The 20,124-nt window shown below is 66.0% G+C and carries 19 protein-coding genes; 8 read left to right on the forward strand and 11 right to left on the reverse strand.

The window, feature by feature from the left end; translation table 11 throughout:
• Positions 1-187 precede the first annotated feature (187 nt).
• From VH499_RS17250 to VH499_RS17285, 8 genes are all read left to right on the forward strand, one after another.
• The gene (locus tag VH499_RS17250; RefSeq protein WP_332053981.1) at positions 188-835 is read left to right on the forward strand and encodes a hypothetical protein; all 648 of its coding nucleotides are present in this window, start codon (positions 188-190) and stop codon (positions 833-835) included.
• Positions 836-845: 10 nt separating this feature from the next.
• Positions 846-1,580, forward strand: coding sequence for a hypothetical protein (locus VH499_RS17255; protein ID WP_332053982.1), 735 nt, complete (start codon positions 846-848; stop codon positions 1,578-1,580).
• A gap of 11 nt (positions 1,581-1,591) precedes the next feature.
• Positions 1,592-2,413: a hypothetical protein gene (locus VH499_RS17260; RefSeq protein WP_332053983.1), complete on the forward strand. Its 822-nt coding sequence runs from the start codon at positions 1,592-1,594 to the stop codon at positions 2,411-2,413.
• A gap of 7 nt (positions 2,414-2,420) precedes the next feature.
• Positions 2,421-2,831: a copper chaperone PCu(A)C gene (locus VH499_RS17265; RefSeq protein WP_332053984.1), complete on the forward strand. Its 411-nt coding sequence runs from the start codon at positions 2,421-2,423 to the stop codon at positions 2,829-2,831.
• A 216-nt stretch (positions 2,832-3,047) separates the two neighbouring features.
• Positions 3,048-5,339 carry a cytochrome c3 family protein gene (locus VH499_RS17270; protein WP_332053985.1) on the forward strand — a complete coding sequence of 764 codons (2,292 nt, stop codon included), beginning with the start codon at positions 3,048-3,050 and terminating at the stop codon, positions 5,337-5,339.
• Between the two features lie 235 nt (positions 5,340-5,574).
• Positions 5,575-7,275 carry an intermembrane transport protein PqiB gene (locus VH499_RS17275; RefSeq protein WP_332053986.1) on the forward strand — a complete coding sequence of 567 codons (1,701 nt, stop codon included), beginning with the start codon at positions 5,575-5,577 and terminating at the stop codon, positions 7,273-7,275.
• A 4-nt stretch (positions 7,276-7,279) separates the two neighbouring features.
• On the forward strand, positions 7,280-7,849 hold the full coding sequence (locus tag VH499_RS17280) for a PqiC family protein (RefSeq protein ID WP_332053987.1): 570 nt from the start codon (positions 7,280-7,282) through the stop codon (positions 7,847-7,849).
• Positions 7,846-9,171: a paraquat-inducible protein A gene (locus tag VH499_RS17285; RefSeq protein ID WP_332053988.1), complete on the forward strand. Its 1,326-nt coding sequence runs from the start codon at positions 7,846-7,848 to the stop codon at positions 9,169-9,171. The genes VH499_RS17280 and VH499_RS17285 overlap by 4 nt, the downstream gene beginning before the upstream one ends.
• A 90-nt stretch (positions 9,172-9,261) precedes the next feature.
• Here VH499_RS17285 and VH499_RS17290 read toward each other — a convergent pair whose 3' ends face one another.
• The 11 genes from VH499_RS17290 to VH499_RS17340 all read right to left on the reverse strand — a co-directional run.
• Entirely contained in the window at positions 9,262-9,882 is a 621-nt protein-coding gene (locus VH499_RS17290) for a DUF2490 domain-containing protein (protein WP_332053989.1), read from the reverse strand.
• 66 nt (positions 9,883-9,948) lie between these two features.
• Positions 9,949-11,418, reverse strand: a complete 1,470-nt coding sequence (locus VH499_RS17295) for a DUF2252 domain-containing protein (protein WP_332053990.1) — start codon at positions 11,416-11,418, stop codon at positions 9,949-9,951.
• Entirely contained in the window at positions 11,415-12,650 is a 1,236-nt protein-coding gene (locus VH499_RS17300) for a hypothetical protein (protein WP_332053991.1), read from the reverse strand. Before VH499_RS17300 ends, VH499_RS17295 begins: the two co-directional genes overlap by 4 nt.
• Positions 12,647-13,264 carry a hypothetical protein gene (locus VH499_RS17305; protein ID WP_332053992.1) on the reverse strand — a complete coding sequence of 206 codons (618 nt, stop codon included), beginning with the start codon at positions 13,262-13,264 and terminating at the stop codon, positions 12,647-12,649. The genes VH499_RS17300 and VH499_RS17305 overlap by 4 nt, the downstream gene beginning before the upstream one ends.
• Complete coding sequence (locus VH499_RS17310; RefSeq protein ID WP_332053993.1) at positions 13,261-14,187, reverse strand: vWA domain-containing protein; 927 nt, start codon at positions 14,185-14,187, stop codon at positions 13,261-13,263. The genes VH499_RS17305 and VH499_RS17310 overlap by 4 nt, the downstream gene beginning before the upstream one ends.
• A complete protein-coding gene (locus VH499_RS17315; RefSeq protein WP_332053994.1) occupies positions 14,184-15,185 on the reverse strand; it encodes a VWA domain-containing protein in 1,002 nt (333 codons plus the stop codon). The genes VH499_RS17310 and VH499_RS17315 overlap by 4 nt, the downstream gene beginning before the upstream one ends.
• Positions 15,179-15,643 (reverse strand): DUF4381 domain-containing protein, encoded by a 465-nt coding sequence (locus VH499_RS17320; RefSeq protein ID WP_332053995.1) that lies wholly within the window; start codon positions 15,641-15,643, stop codon positions 15,179-15,181. The genes VH499_RS17315 and VH499_RS17320 overlap by 7 nt, the downstream gene beginning before the upstream one ends.
• The gene (locus VH499_RS17325) at positions 15,640-16,584 is read right to left on the reverse strand and encodes a DUF58 domain-containing protein (protein WP_332053996.1); all 945 of its coding nucleotides are present in this window, start codon (positions 16,582-16,584) and stop codon (positions 15,640-15,642) included. Before VH499_RS17325 ends, VH499_RS17320 begins: the two co-directional genes overlap by 4 nt.
• Before the next feature lie 9 nt (positions 16,585-16,593).
• On the reverse strand, positions 16,594-17,799 hold the full coding sequence (locus tag VH499_RS17330) for a patatin-like phospholipase family protein (RefSeq protein ID WP_332053997.1): 1,206 nt from the start codon (positions 17,797-17,799) through the stop codon (positions 16,594-16,596).
• A gap of 20 nt (positions 17,800-17,819) precedes the next feature.
• On the reverse strand, positions 17,820-18,794 hold the full coding sequence (locus VH499_RS17335) for a MoxR family ATPase (protein ID WP_332053998.1): 975 nt from the start codon (positions 18,792-18,794) through the stop codon (positions 17,820-17,822).
• A 144-nt stretch (positions 18,795-18,938) separates the two neighbouring features.
• A partial coding sequence (locus VH499_RS17340) for a sulfatase-like hydrolase/transferase (RefSeq protein WP_332053999.1) occupies positions 18,939-20,124 on the reverse strand: 1,186 nt, incomplete at its 5' end.

The raw sequence follows: 20,124 nt of genomic DNA on the forward strand, positions 1-20,124 counted from the left end.
GCCAACGCGGTCAAGGACGCGCTGGTGCGCGACGGCGTGCCGGCGACGGCGATCTCGGTCGTCGGCAAGGGCGAGACCGATCTGCTGGTCCCGACCGGCGACGGCGTGCGCGAGCCGCAGAACCGCCGCGTCGTCATCGTCATCCAGTAGACCGATCATCCGTCCGAGCTACCGATCAGGAGAGGGCATGGCGTCCAGGCGAATCGTGACCGGCATCGTCGCCATGGCGGCGTGCGCCTTGCTCCTGGGTGGCGCACGCGCCCAGACTTCGAGCGGCGCCACCCCTCCGCCCAAGACCATCGGTCAGCCGAGCCACGCCAAACCGGCGATGGTTCCGTCGCTGATCGTGTTCAATGCCCGAGGCGCCACGCTGCAAGGCCAGAAGCTCACCCTCAATGGGGTGGCGCCCAATGCCATCATCTTTGCCGATCGGCCCGTGCGCGCCGCCGGACACGACCTCACCGCGCACATCGTCGAGGATTGGAATAGCGGCAGCGACAATTTCGGCAAGGACCCGCCCAACGCAACCGTTTCGGTTTTCACCAGGGACGGTGCAGGCGTCCGCGACGCGGTAGTCGTCCTGAAGACGCCGAAACTGGCGAACGACCAGCTCGTCTTCGACGTCGACCTGCTGGAAGGCGATCTCAAGGATGCCGACGGCGCCGCCTCGGTCTTCATCGACATCATCGGCCGGCCGTGGACGCCGCTTTCCTACGCAGGCGTGGCTCGCCGCACCGCCTACCGCGCCGCATGGTACGGCGCCGCTCACCCCTACTACGCGCCGTACGCCTACCGGCCGGCCTGCGGCTACCATCCGTATCCGCCGTGTTACTGAGGTCCCAGGCATGATCGCTCCTCGTTTCCTCCGAAGTTCCGGCGTGCTCGCTGCGTTGCTCGCCACGCCGCTCGGCGCACTCGCCCAGACGCCGACGAGTGCCCCGGCCGCGGCGCCGAACGGGCTGAAGACGATCGGCGTTCCGTCGCACACGAAGTCGGCACAGGCCCTCATCGTGCTCAACTCGCGCGCCGCGAAACTCACCGGCCAGACCCTCGCGCTCGACGGCCCCCTGCCCTCGGCGATCCTGTTCGCCGACCGGCCGGTACGCAGCGCCGGCCACATTCCGATCAAGGAGGTGGTCGAGCTCTGGTCGTCGGGCAGCTTCGCCAAGGACCCGCCGAACGCCACGGTCTCGGCGTTTCGTGCCGATGGCTCGGCAGTGAGTGATGCCGTGGTCGTGCTGAAGCATCCGAGACTCGACGGCGAAAAGCTGACCTTCGAGGTGGCCGTCCTGGAAGGCGAACTCGGCACAGCCGACGGGCCGGCCTCGATCTTCATCGACACGATCTGGTTCGGCCTCGGCTCGGGCGGGATCAGCTATCTCGGCCAGAACCAGACGACCGGCGGCACGACGCCGGTCGTCGGCCCCAACAGCGCCTTCACCGGATGGTCCAATCCCTCGCCCGACGCGCCGGTGCGCCGGCCCGCGCCGAACTATGGCCTCACCGCGCCGCCCGACATGTCCGCGGCTCCCTCCTATCGCGCGCCGTGTGGCGCGCCACCGCTGCTGCCCTGCTACTGAGCAAGAAAGTCATGCGGCGGCCGTCCCGTTTCGTGGCAATCGCCGTCACGCTTGCAGCGAGCATGGAAATCGCCACCACCTCGGCGCAGAGCGCGCTCAGCAACGAGGACCTCGCCAAGCTTGCGCAGAACCCGGTCGGCAACCTGATCAGCGTGCCGTTCCAGAACAATACCAACTTCAACTACGGCCCCGACCACGGCGTGCAAGACATCCTGAACATCCAGCCGGTGATCCCTTTCGGCATCACCGAGGAATGGAACGTCATCACCCGCACCATCATGCCGGTGATCTTCAATCCCTCGCTGGGGCCACGGGTCGGGGCCGTCAACGGGCTGGGCGATCTGCAGTTGACGGCCTTTCTCTCGCCGGCCCAGCCTGGCCACTGGATCTGGGGCGTGGGTCCGATTGTCCAGATTCCGACCCATACCAGTGCCACGCTCGGCAACGACAATCTCGGCATGGGGCCGTCAGGCGTGTTGCTGCACCTCGAACACGGAAATCCATGGGTGTTCGGCGCGCTGGTGAACAACGTGTGGTCGCTCGGCACGAATGCCAACGCGCCGGCCTACAGCAACGGCCTGCTGCAACCCTTCATCAACTACAACTTCGAGGGCGGGCTCTACCTCACCTCGTCTCCCATCATCACCATGAACTGGCTGGCGGCCGCGAACCAGCAGTTCACCCTGCCGCTGGGCGGCGGCATCGGGAAAATCTTCCACCTCGGCAAACTGCCGCTCAATGCGCAGCTCTCCGCCTACTACAACGTGGTACGCCCCGACTACGGCGCGGAATGGCAACTCCGTGCCCAAATCCAGTTCATGTTCCCCAAATAGGCACCGCATGGCAGGCATTGGCGTTCGAAATCCCTGGGCACGCGTTCAGACGGTCGAATCGCGCGAAGCCGGCGGCTTCATGATCCTGCTCAACAGCGGCCCCCGGGAAGACCGCCTGCTCGGCGCACACTGTTCCATTGCAGAGAAGGTCGATCTCTACGGTATCAAGGTCGTAGGATCGGAAATCCGCATGCGGCCGATGGCGAAAGGGTTGAGGCTTTCGGTCGATCTGCCGATCGAGCTGAAGCCACGGGGCTATCACCTGCTCTTTCAGGGACTGAAGGAGCCGCTGGTTCTGGGCCGGACGATCCTCGCAACGTTGAACTTCGAAAGGATGGGACTCCTCGACGTCGAGCTGGTCGTGAAGAAGCAGGGCGCAGTGGGCAAAGACACGCTAAACGCGCCGCGCACGGATTGAGAGACGTTGTGTTCGGACAAGGTTACAAGGACAGCCGGCGTGGAAACCTGCACGTCAGTGGGTCCTTGTCGTCGTCCTGTCGTCGAGTTCGCGTGCCCTGTCGCCGCATGATCCAAATCCACCGCATTGCCCGCCGAGCTCGTCCAGCGAACCGGCCGCCGAGCGTCTTGATCTCTTGCGATATCGATGAACCGCGACAATTGCGATACTTTGCAGGTGCGTGACCGACGGATCCTTCGCTTCTCCTTTCCGCTCCTGGTCTTCGTTGTCAGCATGGGCGTGCTCCATCTGCGTGCGCAGACCGCAGGGAGCCCGGGTGCAGCGGCTGACGGCGCGCCGAGCTTCGTGGGCAGCGAGCGTTGTGCTGCCTGCCACAGGCGCGAGAGCGACGCCTGGAGGAAATCACAGCACGCGCACGCGCTCCAGCTGGCGACCGACAAGACCGTACTGGGTGATTTCGATGATGCCCGATTCGAGAAGGATGGCGTCGTAACTGTCTTTCGCAAGCGCGACGCCCGCTTTGTGATCGAGACGCCAGGGCCCGATGGCAAGCCGGGCGAGTTCGAGGTCAAGTTCACGCTGGGCCTGTTGCCCTTGCAGCAATACCTGGTGGAAATGCCCGGCGGCCGGCTGCAGGCATTCGGCATCGCGTGGGATACAAGGCTCCCGAGCGCCGGCGGACAGCGCTGGTTCGATCTCTACCCCGGCCAGAAACTCGCGCCGGGCGATCCGCTGCACTGGACCGGCATCCAGCAGGCCGCCAACTTCATGTGCATCGATTGCCACGTCACCAACCTGCGCAAGGGTTATGACGCGGCGGCCAATGCCTATCATTCCACGTGGAGCGAAGCTGGGGTCGGCTGCGAGGCCTGTCACGGACCGGCCAGCGCCCATCTTGCCAATCCGCAGGTCAGATTGCCGGCGGCCTTTCCGCCACGTTCTCGCAATGTCTGGGGCACCGATCCAGCGGCGCGACCGAACGTGCCGACGGAAGGACGGATTGCCGAAGTCGAGACGTGCGCGCGCTGCCACGCCCGACGCTCGCAATTGACCGACGCCTTCCATGCCGGCCAGCCTTTCGCCGACGGCTTCCATGCGACGCTGCTCGATCGTGGCGTCTATCGGGTCGACGGCCAGATGCAGGACGAGGTGTTCAACTACGGCTCGTTCCTGCAAAGCCGCATGTTCTCGAAGGGCGTGAGCTGCGGCGACTGCCACGATCCGCATACCCAGAAGCTGCGCGCCGAAGGCAATGCGCTCTGCGGGCAATGCCACGAGGCCGCGCGCTACGACAGCAGGGCGCATCACTTCCACGATCCGGCATCCACGGCCGGGCAATGCGTCTCCTGCCACATGCCGGTCGTGACCTACATGATCGTCGATCCCCGCCACGATCACAGCTTCCGCGTGCCGCGCCCCGACCTCGCCGACGCGCTGGGCACGCCCGACGTTTGCGCGGGCTGCCACGCCGACAAGCCCGAGGGATGGGCGGCGCGGGAACTCGAGAAGCGCCTGGGTCACGCGCCGTCCGGGTTCCAGACGTTCGCCCGGGCGTTCTTCGCCGCGGACCGCGGCGCACCCGGTGCCTCAGGCCTGCTGGCCAAGATCGCCAACGACGACGCCCAGCCGGCGATCGTCCGGGCGAGCGCCATCGCCCGCTCCAACGGTCTCGATCCCGCGCTCGCCGGCATCGATCTCCACCGCGCCCTGGCCGACCTGGATCCACTGGTCCGCACCGCCGCAGCCGAGGCTATCGCGGCCGGCGATGCGGATGCCTGGACGGCGGAACTCGTTCCCCTTCTGCGCGATCCTGTGCGCGCGGTGCGCATCGCGGCCGCGCGCGCTCTCGCCGGCCCGACCGAACGGCGCCTGTCGCAAGGCGATCGCCAAAGCTTCCGGCGTGCGTTGGATGAGTACATCGCCGTCCAGAACTACAACTCTGACCGCGCTGAGGCCCACATGAACCTCGCGCTGCTGGAGATTCGTCGCGCCAACACGCCGCTTGCCGACGATCATCTCGCCCGCGCGATCACCGTCGATCCAACCTTCGTGCCCGCCTATGCCCAGCGCGCCGAGCTCTATCGCGCCCGCCGCGACGAGGCGCAGGCCGAGCACATCCTGCGCGACGCCCTGAAACACAACCCTCAATCGGCGCTGGCACATTTCCAGCTCGGCCTTTCCCTGGTGCGGCAGCGGCGCGGTGAATTGGCTCTCGAAGAGCTGCGACGAGCCGCCGACCTGGAGCCGGCAACGGCACGCTACGGCTACGTCTACGCCGTGGCACTCGAACAAACCGGCCGGCTGGCCGAGGCTCGCAAAACGCTGGAGGGCGTGCTTGCCCGCCATCCCTACGATGTCGAATCGCTGTCGGCAGCGGCGATCTGGTCGATCCGCGGCGGCGAGATGCAGGCAGCGCTCGGCCATCTCATGACGCTGCGCGCACTGCGTCCCGACGACCGCGCCGTGGCCGCGGAAATCGAGCGCCTGCAGCGCACCCTGCCGCGATGAGTCAAATGCGACCCACGACCGATCTTCGCCGATGGCGGCGCACGACGTTCCACAGCTTCGGGAGCTTGCCGGCCGACGGGCGAATACGAGTGATCGACCGGCCGGAGCGGTGCAATTTAATCGAAATCGAGGGCGGCGGATCGATCCTCGCTAGTCTTGCCCGGAACGGTCGGCTAGCCTCATCGCGGCTGCTGATTGCGGGCGGCAAGCCATGACGTCGCGGGGGCGATCGGGTATGGACACACACCAGGAAGCGGTAGCTGTACCGACGGCCGCCAAGCGCCCGGCGCGCCGCATACCGCTCGTCTGGATCGTGCCAGTTGTCACTGCATTGATTGGTGCGTGGCTTGCCTGGGATACCTTCTCCAAGCGCGGCCCGACCATCACGATCAGCTTCGAATCGGCGGGCGGCCTGCAGCCCGGCCAGTCGCAGTTGAAGTTCAAGGACGTGACCATGGGCACGGTGAAGTCGATTGCCGTGACCCCGGATTTCTCCCAGGTGCTCGTCACTGTCGAGACGACGCGCGAGGCCGAGCCCCTGCTTAGCGACAAGACGATCTTCTGGGTGGTCAAGCCGCAGCTCTTCGCCGGCCGCATCTCCGGCCTCGATACGCTTCTGTCCGGATCCTATATCGGCATGCTTCCCTCAACCGAGAAAGGCAAGGCACAACGTCACTTCGTCGGCAGCGCCAATCCGCCGGTTCTGCCGGTATCGGCGCCAGGCACCGTCTTCAAGCTCGAGACTTCGAGCGTCGGCTCGATCAGCCTGGGCTCACCGATCTTCTATCGCGACATCGAGGTCGGCACGGTTCTCGGCTGGGAACTGGGCCACATGGCGCGCAACGTCACGGTGCACGCGTTTGTACGGGAACCGTTCGACAAGTACGTGCATGACGATTCGCTGTTCTGGAATGCCTCGGGCCTGTCATTGAAGATGGGACCGAGTGGCATCCAATTGCAGATGGAGTCGGTCAGGGCAGTGCTGCTCGGAGGCATCGCCTTCGACACCAAGCCCGACACCAAGGCGCCGGTGAGCGCGGCCGACCACAGCTTTCCGCTGTACCCGAGCCACGACGCGGCCAAGACCGCCGGCTTCGGCCGGCGCCTCAGCATGATGTCGACCTTCGAAGGCTCGGTATCCGGGCTGGAAGTCGGCGCCGACGTCACGCTGCACGGCCTCAAGATCGGCGAAGTCACCGATGTCGGCCTTGCCTATGATCCCAAGTCCGACCGCATCGTGGTACCGGTCCATTACCGGATCGAAGGCGAACGCATCGCTGGCGTGGCCTCGGCCGAACAGGCGGCAAACGTCCCGCTCGGCACGATCGCCGCCGAGATGGTCAAGCGGGGCTTTCGCGCCACACTGCAGTCGACGAGCCTGATCACTGGCCAGAAGGTCGTTGCCATCGAGCAGGTCCCGGACGCGCCCCCGGCGGAGCTCGGGCGCGAGGGCGACGTCTTCGTTATCCCGTCGACGCAGACCGGCGGCTTCGACGCCATTACCCGCTCGGCCGCGGAGTTGCTGTCCAAGATCAATCGCATCGACTTCCAGGCCATCGGCCGGAGTCTCAGCGCGACATTGAAGGGTGTCGACGAGACGGTTAACGGACCGCAGATGAGGAAGACTCTGGCTTCGCTCGAGGCGACGATGGCCGACCTGCAGAACATCGCGCGAAAGCTCGACACCGACGCTTCACCCGCGCTCGCCCGGCTGCCCGACATCGCCAACAAGCTCGACAGCGCACTGGCTCAGGCGAACCGGCTGGTCACCTCGATGAACTCCGCCTATGGCAGCGATTCCCGGTTCAGCCGCGAGATGGACCGCCTGCTGCCGCAGCTCAACGAGACTGCACGTTCGCTTCGTGCGCTGACCGACCTTCTGGCGCGCCATCCCGAAGCCCTGATCAGGGGCCGCACCAACACAGGCAAGGAATGACCGGATGTTTCTCGGCCGTCGGCAGCTTGTCCGGCTAGCACTGCCCGCGTTCGCGGCGGCCTGCTCGTCGCCCGACCCTGTGCTCTACTCCATCCCGATGAAGCCGGGACCGGTGCTGAACGGCGGTCCGAAGGTCGTGCAACTGCGCGACATCGGCCTCGCGGGCTATCTCGATCGCAAGCAGATCGTCCGGTCGTCGGAGGCCTACAGGCTCGGGGTGATGTCCAACGACTGGTGGGGCGAGAGCCTGGCGACGATGCTGAGCCGAGTGATCGTGCTCGGCCTGTCGCAGCGCCTGCCGTCGAGCCGCATCTATGCCGAGGGCGGCGCCATCTCGGCCGACCCGAACGCCGTGCTGGCGGTGAATATCCAGCGCCTCGATCTCGACGCCTCGGGCGAGCTCGAGCTCCAGTCCCAGGCTGCCGTCGAATTCAATCGGCCGACGCGTTCGACGGCGAGGAGCTTTCGCATCGTCAAGCACCCGCCGACGCCGGACGTCGCGGGTCAGGTCGCCGCTGCCAGCGAGGCCGTGGCCGAATTGACCGATGGCCTCGCGGTCATGCTTCAGTCGTGACCACCCACCGGGAGCTTCGCGAGTGCATGGGCTGCGGCCTGTTCCAGGTCGTGCCCGAACTCGGTCCGGACATGCGGTCGAGCTGCCTGCGTTGCGGCACCTTGCTGCGTCGGACGCGGCGTGACCCGCTCGATCGCGGGCTCGCCCTCAATGTCGCCGCCCTCGTCCTCTACATCATGGTTTGGACGGCCATGCTGATGAAGGTCTCCACCGCGGGCATCGTGCACGAGACCACGCTCGTCTCCGGCCCGTTGGAGCTGGTGCGCCAGGGCCTGTGGCCGCTGGCGCTTGCCGTGGCCTTCACTACGGGCCTCGCGCCGCTCGGCAAGTTCGCCGGTGCCATCTACGTTCTGGTGGGTCTCAAGCTTCATACGCCGCCGCCCAACCTGCGCGGCGTCTTCCTGTTCGCCCGCAAGATCGCCACCTGGTCGATGCTGGAGGTGCTGCTGCTCGGCGTGTTCGTGGCCTACACCAAACTCGGCGACCTTGTGCAGATGGACATCGGGCCCGCTGTCTACGCGCTCGGGCTGCTGACGGTCGTCGTCGTATGGGCCGATACCGTGCTCGAGCCCGATGCGGTGTGGGAGGCCATCGAGCGTACCGGGCAGACTCATGCACCGATGGCGGAGTCGCGACCGCTCGTCTTCCGGCCCGGCATCGTCGCCTGCGAGGCATGCGGCCTGGTCAGCATCCCGGCCGGCCATGCCGGGCGCTGCCCGCGCTGCGGCTCGGCGCTGCACGCGCGCAAGCCGGACAGCCTGAACCGGACGTGGGCGTTCGTGATCGCGGGCGCCATTCTCTATATCCCCGCCAACTACTATCCCGTGCTCACCGTGATCCAGGCTGGCGCCGGTGCGCCCAGCACCATCCTGGGCGGCGTCGAGGAATTGCTCGCCTCTGAGATGTATCCGCTGGCGCTGCTGGTCTTCTTCGCCAGCATACTGGTGCCGGTATTCAAGCTGATCGGTCTTGCGGTCATGCTGATGGCAACCATGCTGGTGACCACCGAGGCGGGGGCGAGCGTTCTGCTGCCCCAGCGCACGCGGCTCTATTATGTCGTCGCCTGGATCGGCCGATGGTCGATGGTCGATATCTTCATGGAATCGCTCCTGGGCGCGCTGGTGCAGTTCGGCGCGGTCGCGACCATCGAGCCTGGCGTCGGCGCCGTGGCGTTCTGTGCCGTCGTCCTGGTCACCATCATCGCCGCCGAGGCCTTCGATCCGCGGCTGATGTGGGATGCGGCGGGCCGAAATGCCCATCACCCGTTTGCGCTGCGCCCACGACCTTCGATGGCCAGGGCCGCCTTCGGGCATCGGACATGACGACCCCGGTCCGGGGAATTTGACACCAGACGAAGTCCTGCTCCGGCGCCATCAACTGGCCCGCTTGCCGGGAAGTTGCTTCGCCTTGCTTCAAAACGAAAGGTGAAGAATGAGCCCGAGCGCATGCACGACGGCGCTGCTCGAAGCGAAATCGACCTGACGGGCAAGATAGGGTTCGACGCTGAGGTGGCGATCGATCGGGAAGGTCGAGCCGACGATCAGGCGATAACGCGCGAACTGGCCGTAGCGGGTATCGAAATAGACCTCGGCCGAGGCATAAGGCTGGAAGACGTAGTCGCCGATCGACGTGTCGCGCTGAACCTGCAGGCGTTCGCGAAACCGCATCGAATAACCCGTATTGAGCCAGCGAAAATCCTCGCGCGTACGGGCGTCGATCGAGACTTTCCCGGGCAGCCGGATGCGAAAGGTCTGTTCTGTAAGAAGCCGGTTCTCGACGAACGGGCCGCCGTCGGTCGCGTTGGCGTGCCGATAGCCGATGCGTCCATAGAACCAGTCGGCGAAGCGATGCTCGACGACCGCCCCACCTTCCGCCTGGTAGACCTGCCCGCTGTCCTGGTCTCGGTTGTACGTCACCATGCCGATCACCTGGGTTGCCTCGTCGAGGCGTACGTGCAGATCGATCTCCGGCCAGAAATCGTCGCTGTAGGTGGTCTGGGCACCGGCTTCGCTATCGACGAGCGCAAACAGCATGGGCAGCGCTATCGCAAGCCCTGCAGGCAAACCGCGGTTCGTCGACAATCCAGCGACCATGCGTCGCTATTTCACCAGTTGCTCGCTGGCGACCTTGATTCGGCCCGTGCGGCGGGCCTTGGTGAGCACGTCATGGTCGTGTTCGGTTTGCCTTGCATAGGCCAGGGCGAACTTGCCGATTGCCTCATCCAGGGCGTCGCTGTTCCCGCAATAGCCGGCGATCATCGCAGGGTCGCCCGATTTGGCATGCGCCAAGGCCAGGGCCCAGCCGCAAAGCCCGCAGTATTCCTCGAAATCCTCAAGGCCTTGATCGTCGCGTTCGCTGAACCTGACGCTGCCCTTCATGTCGGCAAGCTGTCGCACATAGAACTGGACGTTGTCGGCCTCGCCCCATCCGAGAAAGATATCCGGCGAGCCTTGCGTCAGGCGTTGCCCGACGACGACGCGCTCGCCTTGATTGTCGAATGTGAGTTTGTAGTCGACATAAGGCGCCAGCACGGATTCCTGCGCCTGCTTGACCTGAAGGAAAAGCGGATCGTCACCGTCGACACCCTGCAGCAGCACTACCCAGCAGCCGGTGCCGACACTGCCCACACCCACGACCTTGCGGACCGAATCGACGATGCGATATCGCGCCAGCAGGCGGCGACGGTCGACGGTGAGTGAGGCAAGGTAGGAATGCAGCATGCGGTCGAGCGCGACTTCGGCCGGCATGCCGTGGTCGGTATGGGTCTCGCGCACGATCAACGGAATGTCCTCGATGATGCGGTGCTCTCCGTCCACCTGCTCGGTGAGCTTCTCGAGCACCCCCAAATTCCCCTTCGACCGCGCCTTGTCCATGATGCGCTCGGCATTGCGCCGCGCCTTGGGCGACAGGGCGTCGAGAACCGCCCGTTCGTCGATGCGGTCGTACCAGACCTCGAGATATCCCATCTCGGCATACCGCCGCATGCGCTTCCGGTAACTGCGCACGGTCTCACGCGCGGCGCTTTCCGAAGCTTCCTTGTCGCCGCCCTGAAACCTGATCGCCACGGCCGCGCTCGCGGCCAGGCGCTTGAGGTCCCACTCCCACGGACCCGGATGGATCTCGTCGAAGTCGTTGATGGCGAAGATCAGGTTGCGCTCGGCCGATGCGAACACGCCGAAGTTCGACACATGCATGTCGCCGCACGCGCCAACCGCAAGTCCCGTGACCGGTGTATGCGAAAGATCGGCCGCCATTACTGCGGCGGAGCCGCGGAGGAAGGCGAACGGCGAGGCGAGCATGCGTGCGTAGCGCACCGGTACCAGCTTCTCCACGCGGCCCTTGTTCTGTCGTTCCAGAATCTCGACCGGATCGAGGCGATCGCGGTGTCTTTCATACCGCGCGTGCGCGCCTCGGGAGATCTTGGCACGCAAGGCTTTACCCGTCGAAAGGCGTTCTTCCACCGTCGGCCGGCGCGCAGCAAAGCTCGAGATCAATGGTGTCTCGTCGCCGGCCCTCATCAGGGTGTCGAAGGTCCGATCGGCATTGGCTTGCAGGGATGCGATGTTCATGGACGGCCTCCTCCCGAGCCGGAAAGCAATGGGTTGAGCGGCGGCAGATCAGGCGGCTTCCCGCGGTCCGACGCCTGTTTCCGCAAGGTTCGCCTCGACAGGCTCGCTTTTCGCGAAAACGCCTGGCATTGGGCACTCGACCAGCGAGCCGGCGAGCCGGAATTGAACAGGACCTGTTCGAGGTTTTCGACGAGGCCGGCGACGGCGTCGGGTCGCGCAATGTGTCGACGCCATGCCAGCAACTGGCGATAGATCTTCGGCAGGTCGGCCTGTCGGCAGGCGGCTTGCAAATCCCGGAATGCCTTCGCTTCCGATTGAAGCCATTGCCGGTAGCCGTCCCGGAAGCGGACCGCGGCCCACCAGGATACGCATGCCAAGCCTGCCAGTGCACCGGCAACGACGGCGCCGAGACGGCGCCAATCACGAGGGGCAACAGGCGCCACCACCGCAACCTGCAGACCCTCGCCCGCGGCTTGCCGAAGGCGGTTCGCCGTCAAATCCCACCACGGCTGGGCGACCCCGGGAAGCACATAGCCACCGGCACTCTCGAAGACGTAGGTGATCCTATCGATCCGCTTCCCCACCAGGTCGCCACGATCCACCCGATCGAGAGCTTGCGGCGGATCGCGGTAGACGCGCATGCCAGCCGGCGCGGGGAAGTCGAGATCCCGCATGGCCATGGCCGGCACGTCGGCAGCCGTCCGCGTGATCGTCCTCACCACGGCATCGCCCGACTTGAAGGAGGTTGTGCGAGGCGGCGACCATTGCTCTTCGAGCGTGACCTCCTTGCTGGCGATCACGGGACCCGCCGTGTCCACGCCGGGAGGAACCGTGATCTCCGTCCTCACCTCCTGACCTCGAGCTTCGCCCGCTTCGTCGCCCTTGGCATCGAGCAGGGTGACGGCGGCGGCGGGCACGACCATCGTTCCGCCGCGCCGCGGATAGAGCGCGAACTCGAAGCGCTTTCCGATGTAGGACCGACCGTCGATCACCTCGGTCATCGTGGTGCCCTGTGTCTCGAGACGCAGGATCTGCGCTCCGGGCACCTCGTCGATCGTCACACGCGGCGGTCTTGGCATCTCGTCCTTGAACAGCACGTCGACCATGATTCGCACATGCTGCCCGACGACGGCTCCTGCTTGCGGCTCGAGGTGGCTGCGCACCATGACGTCCTGCGCACGGCAAAGGGAGCCGAGCCCGCACAGCAGCAACGCCAGCAGCAACGACCTCATGGCTTCGTCTCCCGGAGCTGGTAGAGGAAGCGCGCCTTGAGGAAATCGGCCGGCCGAGTCTGCACCCGTTTCAGCCACAAATCACGCACGGCCGCATCGGTCATCTGCCCGGTGATCCGGGTCTCCATGCCTTCCCGGCTCTTCTTGTTCCGGTCGTACACGACCTCGTCGGCCTTCTGGTCGGGGATGCCGGTATCACCGCCCGTCTTCTTCACCCTTTCCGCGCGCAATCGGGCCAGCGAGCGGTTGGCCTCGGCGTCGGCCCAGCCCGGCCGCAGCGACAGGGCACGGTCATAGCGGCCAACGGCGTCGTCGTAGCGGCCCAGCATCACCAGCGCATTGCCCTGGTCATACGCCGATTGAGCGGTATCCAGGCCACCGAAGGCCTGCTCGGCGCCCTTGAAGTCGCCGCCCTTCATCAACGCAACGCCGCGCCACATCGGATCGGCAAAGGCGGCAGCCGCATCGGCGTAGCGGCGTTGGTCCATCAGCCTGCGCCCGCGCTGGTCCGGCGTCGCCATGAGATCGGCCCAGCCGACCCACCAGCCCGTCGTCAGCAGCGCCACGAGGGCGGCGCCGGCGATCGCAGCGAGAAGGATGCGCAGGTGCCTCATGTCGAGATCACCCAGCCGCGCCGGAACCAGCCCAGAACCAGCGCCGCGACGAGGAAGCTCAGCCAATACCCTGCCTCCTGCCAGCGCTCGGTCTCGCCCGGCGGCATCGTAGCGTTGCCGCGATCGGTGAGGCGACGCAAGAGCACCGCGATATCGTCATTGTCGATCGTGGTTTCGACCAGCCGCGCGCCGAGTTCGGAAACAGCGGCTTGCAGCGGCTTGTCGGCCTCGACGGAAGCCGCCGGCGCGACGGCGAAGAACACGACCGGTGCGCCTTTCGCCGCCTCGAGGGCTTCCGCCTGACCGGGAGCCACTGTGTCGGCCACGATCAGTATCGAGCCCCCGCGGCCTCCGTCGCGCAGCACCTGCGCCGCCAGCGCAACCGCATCGGCAAGCCGATCGCCTTCGCGCGGCATGATCGCCGGAGCCAGCGCCCCGGCCATGGCCAGGACGATCTCGTGATCCGCCGTCGGCGGCAAAACCAGATGCGCGGAGCCGCTATAGGCGATCAACCCGGCTGCACCGCCCTCGCGCCTCTTCAAGAGATCGGCGATCTTCTGGCGTGCACGATCGAGCCGCGTCGGCGCCAGGTCGGTAGTGGTCATCGACGGCGCCACCTTGAGCACGATCATCACCGGCGGCTGGGCGTCGGCGAAGGGTGACGGTTCCCGCCTCCAGGTCGGACCGGCGATGGCGATTGCCGCGACCAGCCACGCCAGCATCAGAACATCGTTCGGTGCGAAACGGCGAGCGGCAGCGTCACCCACGACAAGCAGCTTCAACAGCTCGGGGTCGATCACGCGGGCCCAGCGCCGCGTCGTATCGGCCGCCCGCCTGCCCGCCCACCATAGTGCGAGTGCCGGCACGACCAGCAGCAATGCCCAGGGCCGCAGGAAGTGCAAGCTCTCGATGAAGGCGTTCATGGATGCACCGCCTTCGGCCGTCGCAGCGGCGGCGCCGAAGCGAGCAGCAATCCCGCTTCGACCACCATGGAGAAGACCGTCATGACCAGCAACGGAAGCCAGAACAGCTCGCGCTTGGGGCTGAAGCTCACCGTGTCGATCTTGCGCGTCTCGATGGCGTCGAGCCGGCGATAGATGTCAGCCAGCTCGGTGCGATCCAAAGCGCGGTAGAAGCCGCCACCGGTGACGCTCGCCACGTCCTTGAGGGCTGCCTCGTCGAGCTTATCCTCGCCGGCTGCCGTCGGATCGCCGATGGCGACGGTGTGAATGACGATCTTGTGGTCGCGCGCGACTCGGGCGGCATCGGCCGGCGGCACGCTGCTCGCCGTATCGTTGCCATCGGTGAGCGCGATCATGGTCCGCGCGGGCACGGTCGAATGGGCGAACAACGTGACGCCGAGCCCGATCGCGTCGCCGAACACCGTCCGGGGACCAGCCATGCCGACCTGCATTTCCTGGACGAGCTTGCGGCAGAGATCGAGATCGGTCGTGAAGGGAACCAGCACGAACGGCGCATTGCCGAAGACGACCACGCCGACGCGATCGCCCTTGCGCCTCGACAGGAAGTCGTCGAGCACCTGCTTCACCGCCGTCAGCCGGTTGACCTTGTTGCCGGAGACGTCGGTGAAGTCCTGCGTGTCCATCGAGCCGGAAAGGTCGACGAGCAACAGAAGGTCGCGCGCGGGCCTGTCGTGATGCACCGGCGGCTCGATCCATTGCGGCCGCATCAGCGCGGCGAGCGCCAGCAGCCAGCAAACGGCGAGACTCGCGCTGCGCCATATGCCGCGCCGGCCGACGACGACGCCGGCCTGGGGCGACTGGCCGGTGAGCGAGACCAGCAGGGCAAAGAACGGCACGCGCACGCCGCGCCTGCTCTCGGCATGCGCGGGCAGCAGCCAGTAGACCAGCACTGGCGCCGGCAGCAGGAGGGCGAGCCAGGGATCGGCGAAGGTCAGCATCGGTGCCGGCGCACCCAGGCGCGTGCGCCCGAGACGATGGGCCGAAGGTTCGACGCTTCGCCTCCACCGCCATATGCGAGCGACACCAACCTTCGTGCAGGCCCCGCCGTAAAGGCGTCGGTACGCCCGGTCCGGTCGAGGAAGCCGAGCCAGGCATCGCCACTCAGCTCGGCAACCTCGGGCCGAGCATAGGCGACGAGCGCCGCCCGTTTCAGGATCGCGGTGATGCGCTGCGCCGCCTCGCCCGGTGGCAGGTGCTCCGTGCCCGTCAGTTCGACGAGCGCCGCGCGCCGATAGGCGTTGCGTCGATAGCGAAGGACCGCCATGGCCGCGAGCACGGCCGCGCTCGCCAGTAGGGCAGCCCCGACGATCCACCAGCCCGGTGCCGGCGGCCACAGCGAAACATCGGGCGGCGTGACGATGTCGCGCAGATTGGAAAGGTCGGCCGGATCGCTCACGCGGCACGCCGGCGGCGCTCGAGCCGTCGTCCCAGCAGCTCGCGGAACTGCCCGGCCACGTCGCGATGGGTCGAGAGTGGCAGTACCGGAATGGCATGATGGAGCGAGAAGTGGGCACCTCGCTCGCGCCTGCCGGCAAAATCCTCGGCGAAGCCGCGGCGCAAAGCGCTGGCCGACAGATCGACCTCGATCTGGCGGTCCGCTTCCGCGAGCACCGCGCGGCCGATGGCGGGCAGTTCGGCTTCCAGCGGATCATGCACGAAGACGGTCAGGAAATCGTTGTGAGCGGTGATCCTGGTGACCAGTTCGGCCGTCCGCGCGTTGGCGCCGGATACGTCGGAAATGAGCACGACCAGCCAGTCATGGTTGGCGAGCCGTGCCGCGTGTTCCAGCGCGACATTGAGCAGGCCCGGATCGGGCCCGAGAGGATCCTTCGCCGTGAGCAGATGGTTCTGCCGCACGATCTCCGGCAGCAGTCGCCGCACTCCGGCCTCGCGTGCCTGCGGGCGGATTTCGGTCACGGCATTCTCGGAAAAGACCACGGCTCCCGCCCGATCGCCCAGCGATGTCACCCGGAACGCGGCCAGCGCCGCCGCTTCCGCCGCCACCACCGACTTCATGGCGCGGCGGCTGCCGAAAAACATCGACAGCCGCTGATCGACCAGCAGCAGGACGCTGCGGTCGCGTTCCTCGGTGTAGACGCGGACATGGGGACTGGCGCGCCGCGCCGTCGCCAGCCAGTCGATGGTGCGCGTGTCGTCACCCTCGGCGTAGTGACGCAGCTCCTCGAAATCGAGACCGCGTCCGCGCAGCCGCGAGGCATGCCGGCCGGTCAGCAGGCTGTGCACCGGCTGGCGCGGCAGGAAGCTGAAACCCCTGGCGCGATGCCTCAGGCCGAGCAGGCCATCGAGGGTGACATATCCTTGGCTTTGCGCGGGCAAGGTCCCCTCTCACCGATGGACCGTCATGTTGGGCTCGGCGAGTCCGGGCGGCGTCTTGTGCCAGGCGCGGCCCTCCTTCGCCTGCTGGTACCCGTAGTCGTAGAGCGCTCGCATATAGGGCTGCTCGAACTGCCCCTCTTCCGTCATCTGGAAATCGGTGCCGATGTAGGCGAGGTTGTAGTCGACGCCGTCGCGCTGGGTGACGAAGTAGGTCCGCAGCACGTCGTTGCGGCCACTCGCCGACAGCATCGTGCTGACGGCGCGGCCGGCGATCGAGATCGTCCGTGGTTCGGTCATCGCGTAGTCGGGGTCGAGGCGCGCGTTGCGGATGATGTAGGCATGCCGCTCGCGCCGGGCACCGGCGCTCTTGAGATCGATCGACGGCGGATAAAGAAAGAGCTGGGCGATGGCGCCGCCGTCGACATGCAGCTCCTGGTACTTGCGGCCGTCGAGCTCGACATCGATCAGTACCGGCTGAAAGGCGGCCGGAATGGCCGACGAGGCGCGCAGGATCTTGCGCACGAGGTCGAGGGCGCCCGGATGGCCGCTGGCGGCAATGGCGCCGACGTTCCAGATCACCGGCCGCTGCGCATCGAGATTGGTGGTGCCGATCATCAAGAGCCGGCCCTTGCGGTACTCCGCCGCGATCGCGTCCAGGAGATCCTGATTTGCGTATTTGGCGATGAGCTGCGCCAGCGGCGAGGTGTCCGCCATGGCGTCATTGAACAAGGCGGCCGGATAGCCGCGCTGGTGGTAGACCTTCTCCGGCGTCATGGTCGTGTAGACCTCGCGCAATTGCGCATCGTAGGCGGGCCCGAGAAAGGCGAACGGGGCGATCAAGGCGCCGGTGCTGACGCCCGTCACCATCTTGAATTGCGGCCGCGTGCCGGTCTCGGTCCAGCCGTTCAAGAGGCCGGAGCCGAACGCTCCGTTGTCGCCGCCACCCGACACCGCCAGGAAGTAGGCGGGCGGCAGCCGCGCGTTTGGATTGCCGGCAATGCCCAACGCGACCTCTTCACGCTGAAGGGCGGCCATGCCTTCCTCGATCGCCGGCGTGGGATCGGCGTCGGGAAAGAAGCGGGCGTTGGGCAGCCCCAGCGGAAGGGCCTGCATCGTATTCGCACGCGGCACCGCCGGTCCGCGTTCCGGCAAGGCGCAGCCGATCGTCGAAAGCCCGACGATCAGGACCGCCAAAGTCGCTGTCTTTTGGATCAACAATCCCTCCCCCAAAAAGTTCAACCCGCGACCGCGACCTGCTGCACGATCTCGTCGATCACCTGATCCTTGCCCACTCCGTCGGCGCTCGCCTGGTAGCTGAGGCTGATGCGGTGGCGCAGGCAGTCATGCACAATCACCTGCACATCGGAAGGCAGGACGTGATCGCGGCCGCGAAGCCAGGCATGGACGCGCGAGCAGCGATCGAGCGCCAGCGAGCCGCGCGGGCTGGCGCCGATCGAGATCCACTTCTTGAGGTTGTCACCGAAGCCGGCCGGCCTTCGCGTCGCCGCGACAAGCGCCACGATATAGCTCTCCACGGCAGCCACGCTGACGATCTTGTCGATCTCGCCGCGTGCCTCGAAGACGGCCTTCTGGGGCACCTTTTCGCGCGCCGAGTCCTGTCGCCCCTGTTGCTGCTCGCCACGCACGAGCTGCAGGACCTTCACCTCGTCGGTATCGCTCGGATAGTCGATCCGGACATGCATCAGAAAGCGATCCATCTGCGCTTCGGGCAGCGGATAGGTGCCCTCCTGCTCGATCGGGTTCTGGGTCGCCAGCACCATGAAGAGGTCGGGCAGCTTGTAGCGCTTGCCCGACACGGTCACCTGCCGTTCCTCCATCGCTTCCAGCAAGGCCGACTGCACCTTGGCCGGCGCACGATTGATCTCGTCGGCCAGGATGAGGTTGCCGAACACGGGGCCTTGCCGGAACTGGAAGGTGCCGGCCCCCGCGCCCTGGCTGAGATAGATCTCGCCTCCCGTCACGTCCGACGGCAGGAGGTCGGGCGTGAACTGGATGCGGCTGAACTCGGATTCGAGACTGCGTGACAGGCTCTTGATGGCGCGTGTCTTGGCAAGTCCCGGCAGGCCTTCCAGCAGCACGTTGCCGTCGGCCAGGAGCGCGATGATCAGCCGCTCGACCACCCGCTCCTGGCCGATCACCGAGGCGTTGACCTCCGTCGAGATCTGATGGATCGCGTCGCGCGCCGGCATCATCCGCTCACTTCACTCACATGCCATCGCCACCCGTCAAGTGTCACCAGCCGATGGCCCGAGCCGGACGTCTCTCGGCGTTTCACCGCTCTCTCCTGCACAAGGCGCGGGTCCGCCACCGAGGAGGCCCGCGTCGGCCCAAGGTCATTGCGGCTTCAGGTTCTCCAGGTCCTTCAGCCGCTTCATGGCGTCCTGCTGACGCAACAGACCGTAGCCGATCCCGCCGGCATTGAGCGAGTTGCCCAGCTGGTATGGGAACTGGTCGAAGTCGACGAAGAACTCCTTGATCCTTCCCTGGATGGGCACGAGCAGCCAGATCTGCCGGGCGAAGAAATCCATGGCGTTGCCGCCCTCCTTCAATCCGCGCTCGTAGGGATCCATGCGCAGGTTGGTGATCAGTGCCCAGGCCGTCACCTCACGCGTGGCGGTGGCGATATTCCCCTCCGAGGAAGACGCGAAGCTCACCTTCCAGTCGTTCCAGCGCACGGCATTCAAATTGCCGCCCTGATCGAAGTAGTACAGGGCGTCACGTGGCCCTTGCTTCGCCTCACCTTTGAAGTAGGGCAGGAAGTCGAAGCCGTCGAGATGGACCTTGAACGTCTTGCCACTGGCAGAGAAGCCCGTCTTCATCTTCTCCTTGATGTCGGGAATGCCAGCGGCTGCGCACAACGTCGGAAACCAGTCGATCAGGGAAATGACGTCGTTGTACTGCGTGCCGGGCTTTATCACGCCAGGCCAGCGCACCATCATCGGAATGCGAAAGCCACCCTCCCATGTCGTGCCTTTTTCGCCATGGAACGGGGTCATGCCGCCGTCGGGCCACAGCGCGATCTCGGCCCCATTGTCGGTGGTGTAGAGGACGATGGTATTGTCGGCGATCTTCAGGTCGTCGAGCTGCTTCAGGAGCTGCCCGACGTGGCCGTCATGCTCGACCATGCCGTCGGCCTCGATGCCTTTGCCGGTCTTTCCCAGCGACTCCTTCTTGAGATGGGTGAAGACATGCATGCGGGTCGAGTTGAACCAGACGAAGAACGGCTTGTCGGCCTTGTGCTGCCGGTCGATGAAATCCTTCGCGGCGGCCAGGAACTCCTCGTCGACCGTCTCCATGCGCTTGGTATTGAGCGGGCCCGTATCCTCGATCTTGCCGTCGGCGGATGACTTGATCACGCCGCGAGGCCCGTACTTCTTTCGGAATTCCGGGTCCTTCGGGTAGAAGTAACCTTCCGGCTCCTCCTCGGCGTTGAGATGGTAGAGGTTGCCGAAGAATTCGTCGAAGCCGTGCCTCGTCGGCAGGTGCTCGTCGCGATCGCCGAGATGGTTCTTGCCGAAC

The organism is Reyranella sp. (assembly GCF_036558665.1).
Lineage (GTDB): Bacteria > Pseudomonadota > Alphaproteobacteria > Reyranellales > Reyranellaceae > Reyranella.

Coding starts and splice junctions, on each gene's coding strand:
- VH499_RS17250 (WP_332053981.1), top strand. CDS start 188: ATGGCGTCCAGGCGAATCGTGACCGGCATCGTCGCCATGGCGGCGTGC.
- VH499_RS17255 (WP_332053982.1), top strand. CDS start 846: ATGATCGCTCCTCGTTTCCTCCGAAGTTCCGGCGTGCTCGCTGCGTTG.
- VH499_RS17260 (WP_332053983.1), top strand. CDS start 1,592: ATGCGGCGGCCGTCCCGTTTCGTGGCAATCGCCGTCACGCTTGCAGCG.
- VH499_RS17265 (WP_332053984.1), top strand. CDS start 2,421: ATGGCAGGCATTGGCGTTCGAAATCCCTGGGCACGCGTTCAGACGGTC.
- VH499_RS17275 (WP_332053986.1), top strand. CDS start 5,575: ATGGACACACACCAGGAAGCGGTAGCTGTACCGACGGCCGCCAAGCGC.
- VH499_RS17280 (WP_332053987.1), top strand. CDS start 7,280: ATGTTTCTCGGCCGTCGGCAGCTTGTCCGGCTAGCACTGCCCGCGTTC.
- VH499_RS17290 (WP_332053989.1), bottom strand. CDS start 9,882: ATGCTGTTTGCGCTCGTCGATAGCGAAGCCGGTGCCCAGACCACCTAC.
- VH499_RS17295 (WP_332053990.1), bottom strand. CDS start 11,418: ATGAACATCGCATCCCTGCAAGCCAATGCCGATCGGACCTTCGACACC.
- VH499_RS17300 (WP_332053991.1), bottom strand. CDS start 12,650: ATGAGGTCGTTGCTGCTGGCGTTGCTGCTGTGCGGGCTCGGCTCCCTT.
- VH499_RS17305 (WP_332053992.1), bottom strand. CDS start 13,264: ATGAGGCACCTGCGCATCCTTCTCGCTGCGATCGCCGGCGCCGCCCTC.
- VH499_RS17310 (WP_332053993.1), bottom strand. CDS start 14,187: ATGAACGCCTTCATCGAGAGCTTGCACTTCCTGCGGCCCTGGGCATTG.
- VH499_RS17315 (WP_332053994.1), bottom strand. CDS start 15,185: ATGCTGACCTTCGCCGATCCCTGGCTCGCCCTCCTGCTGCCGGCGCCA.
- VH499_RS17335 (WP_332053998.1), bottom strand. CDS start 18,794: ATGCCGGCGCGCGACGCGATCCATCAGATCTCGACGGAGGTCAACGCC.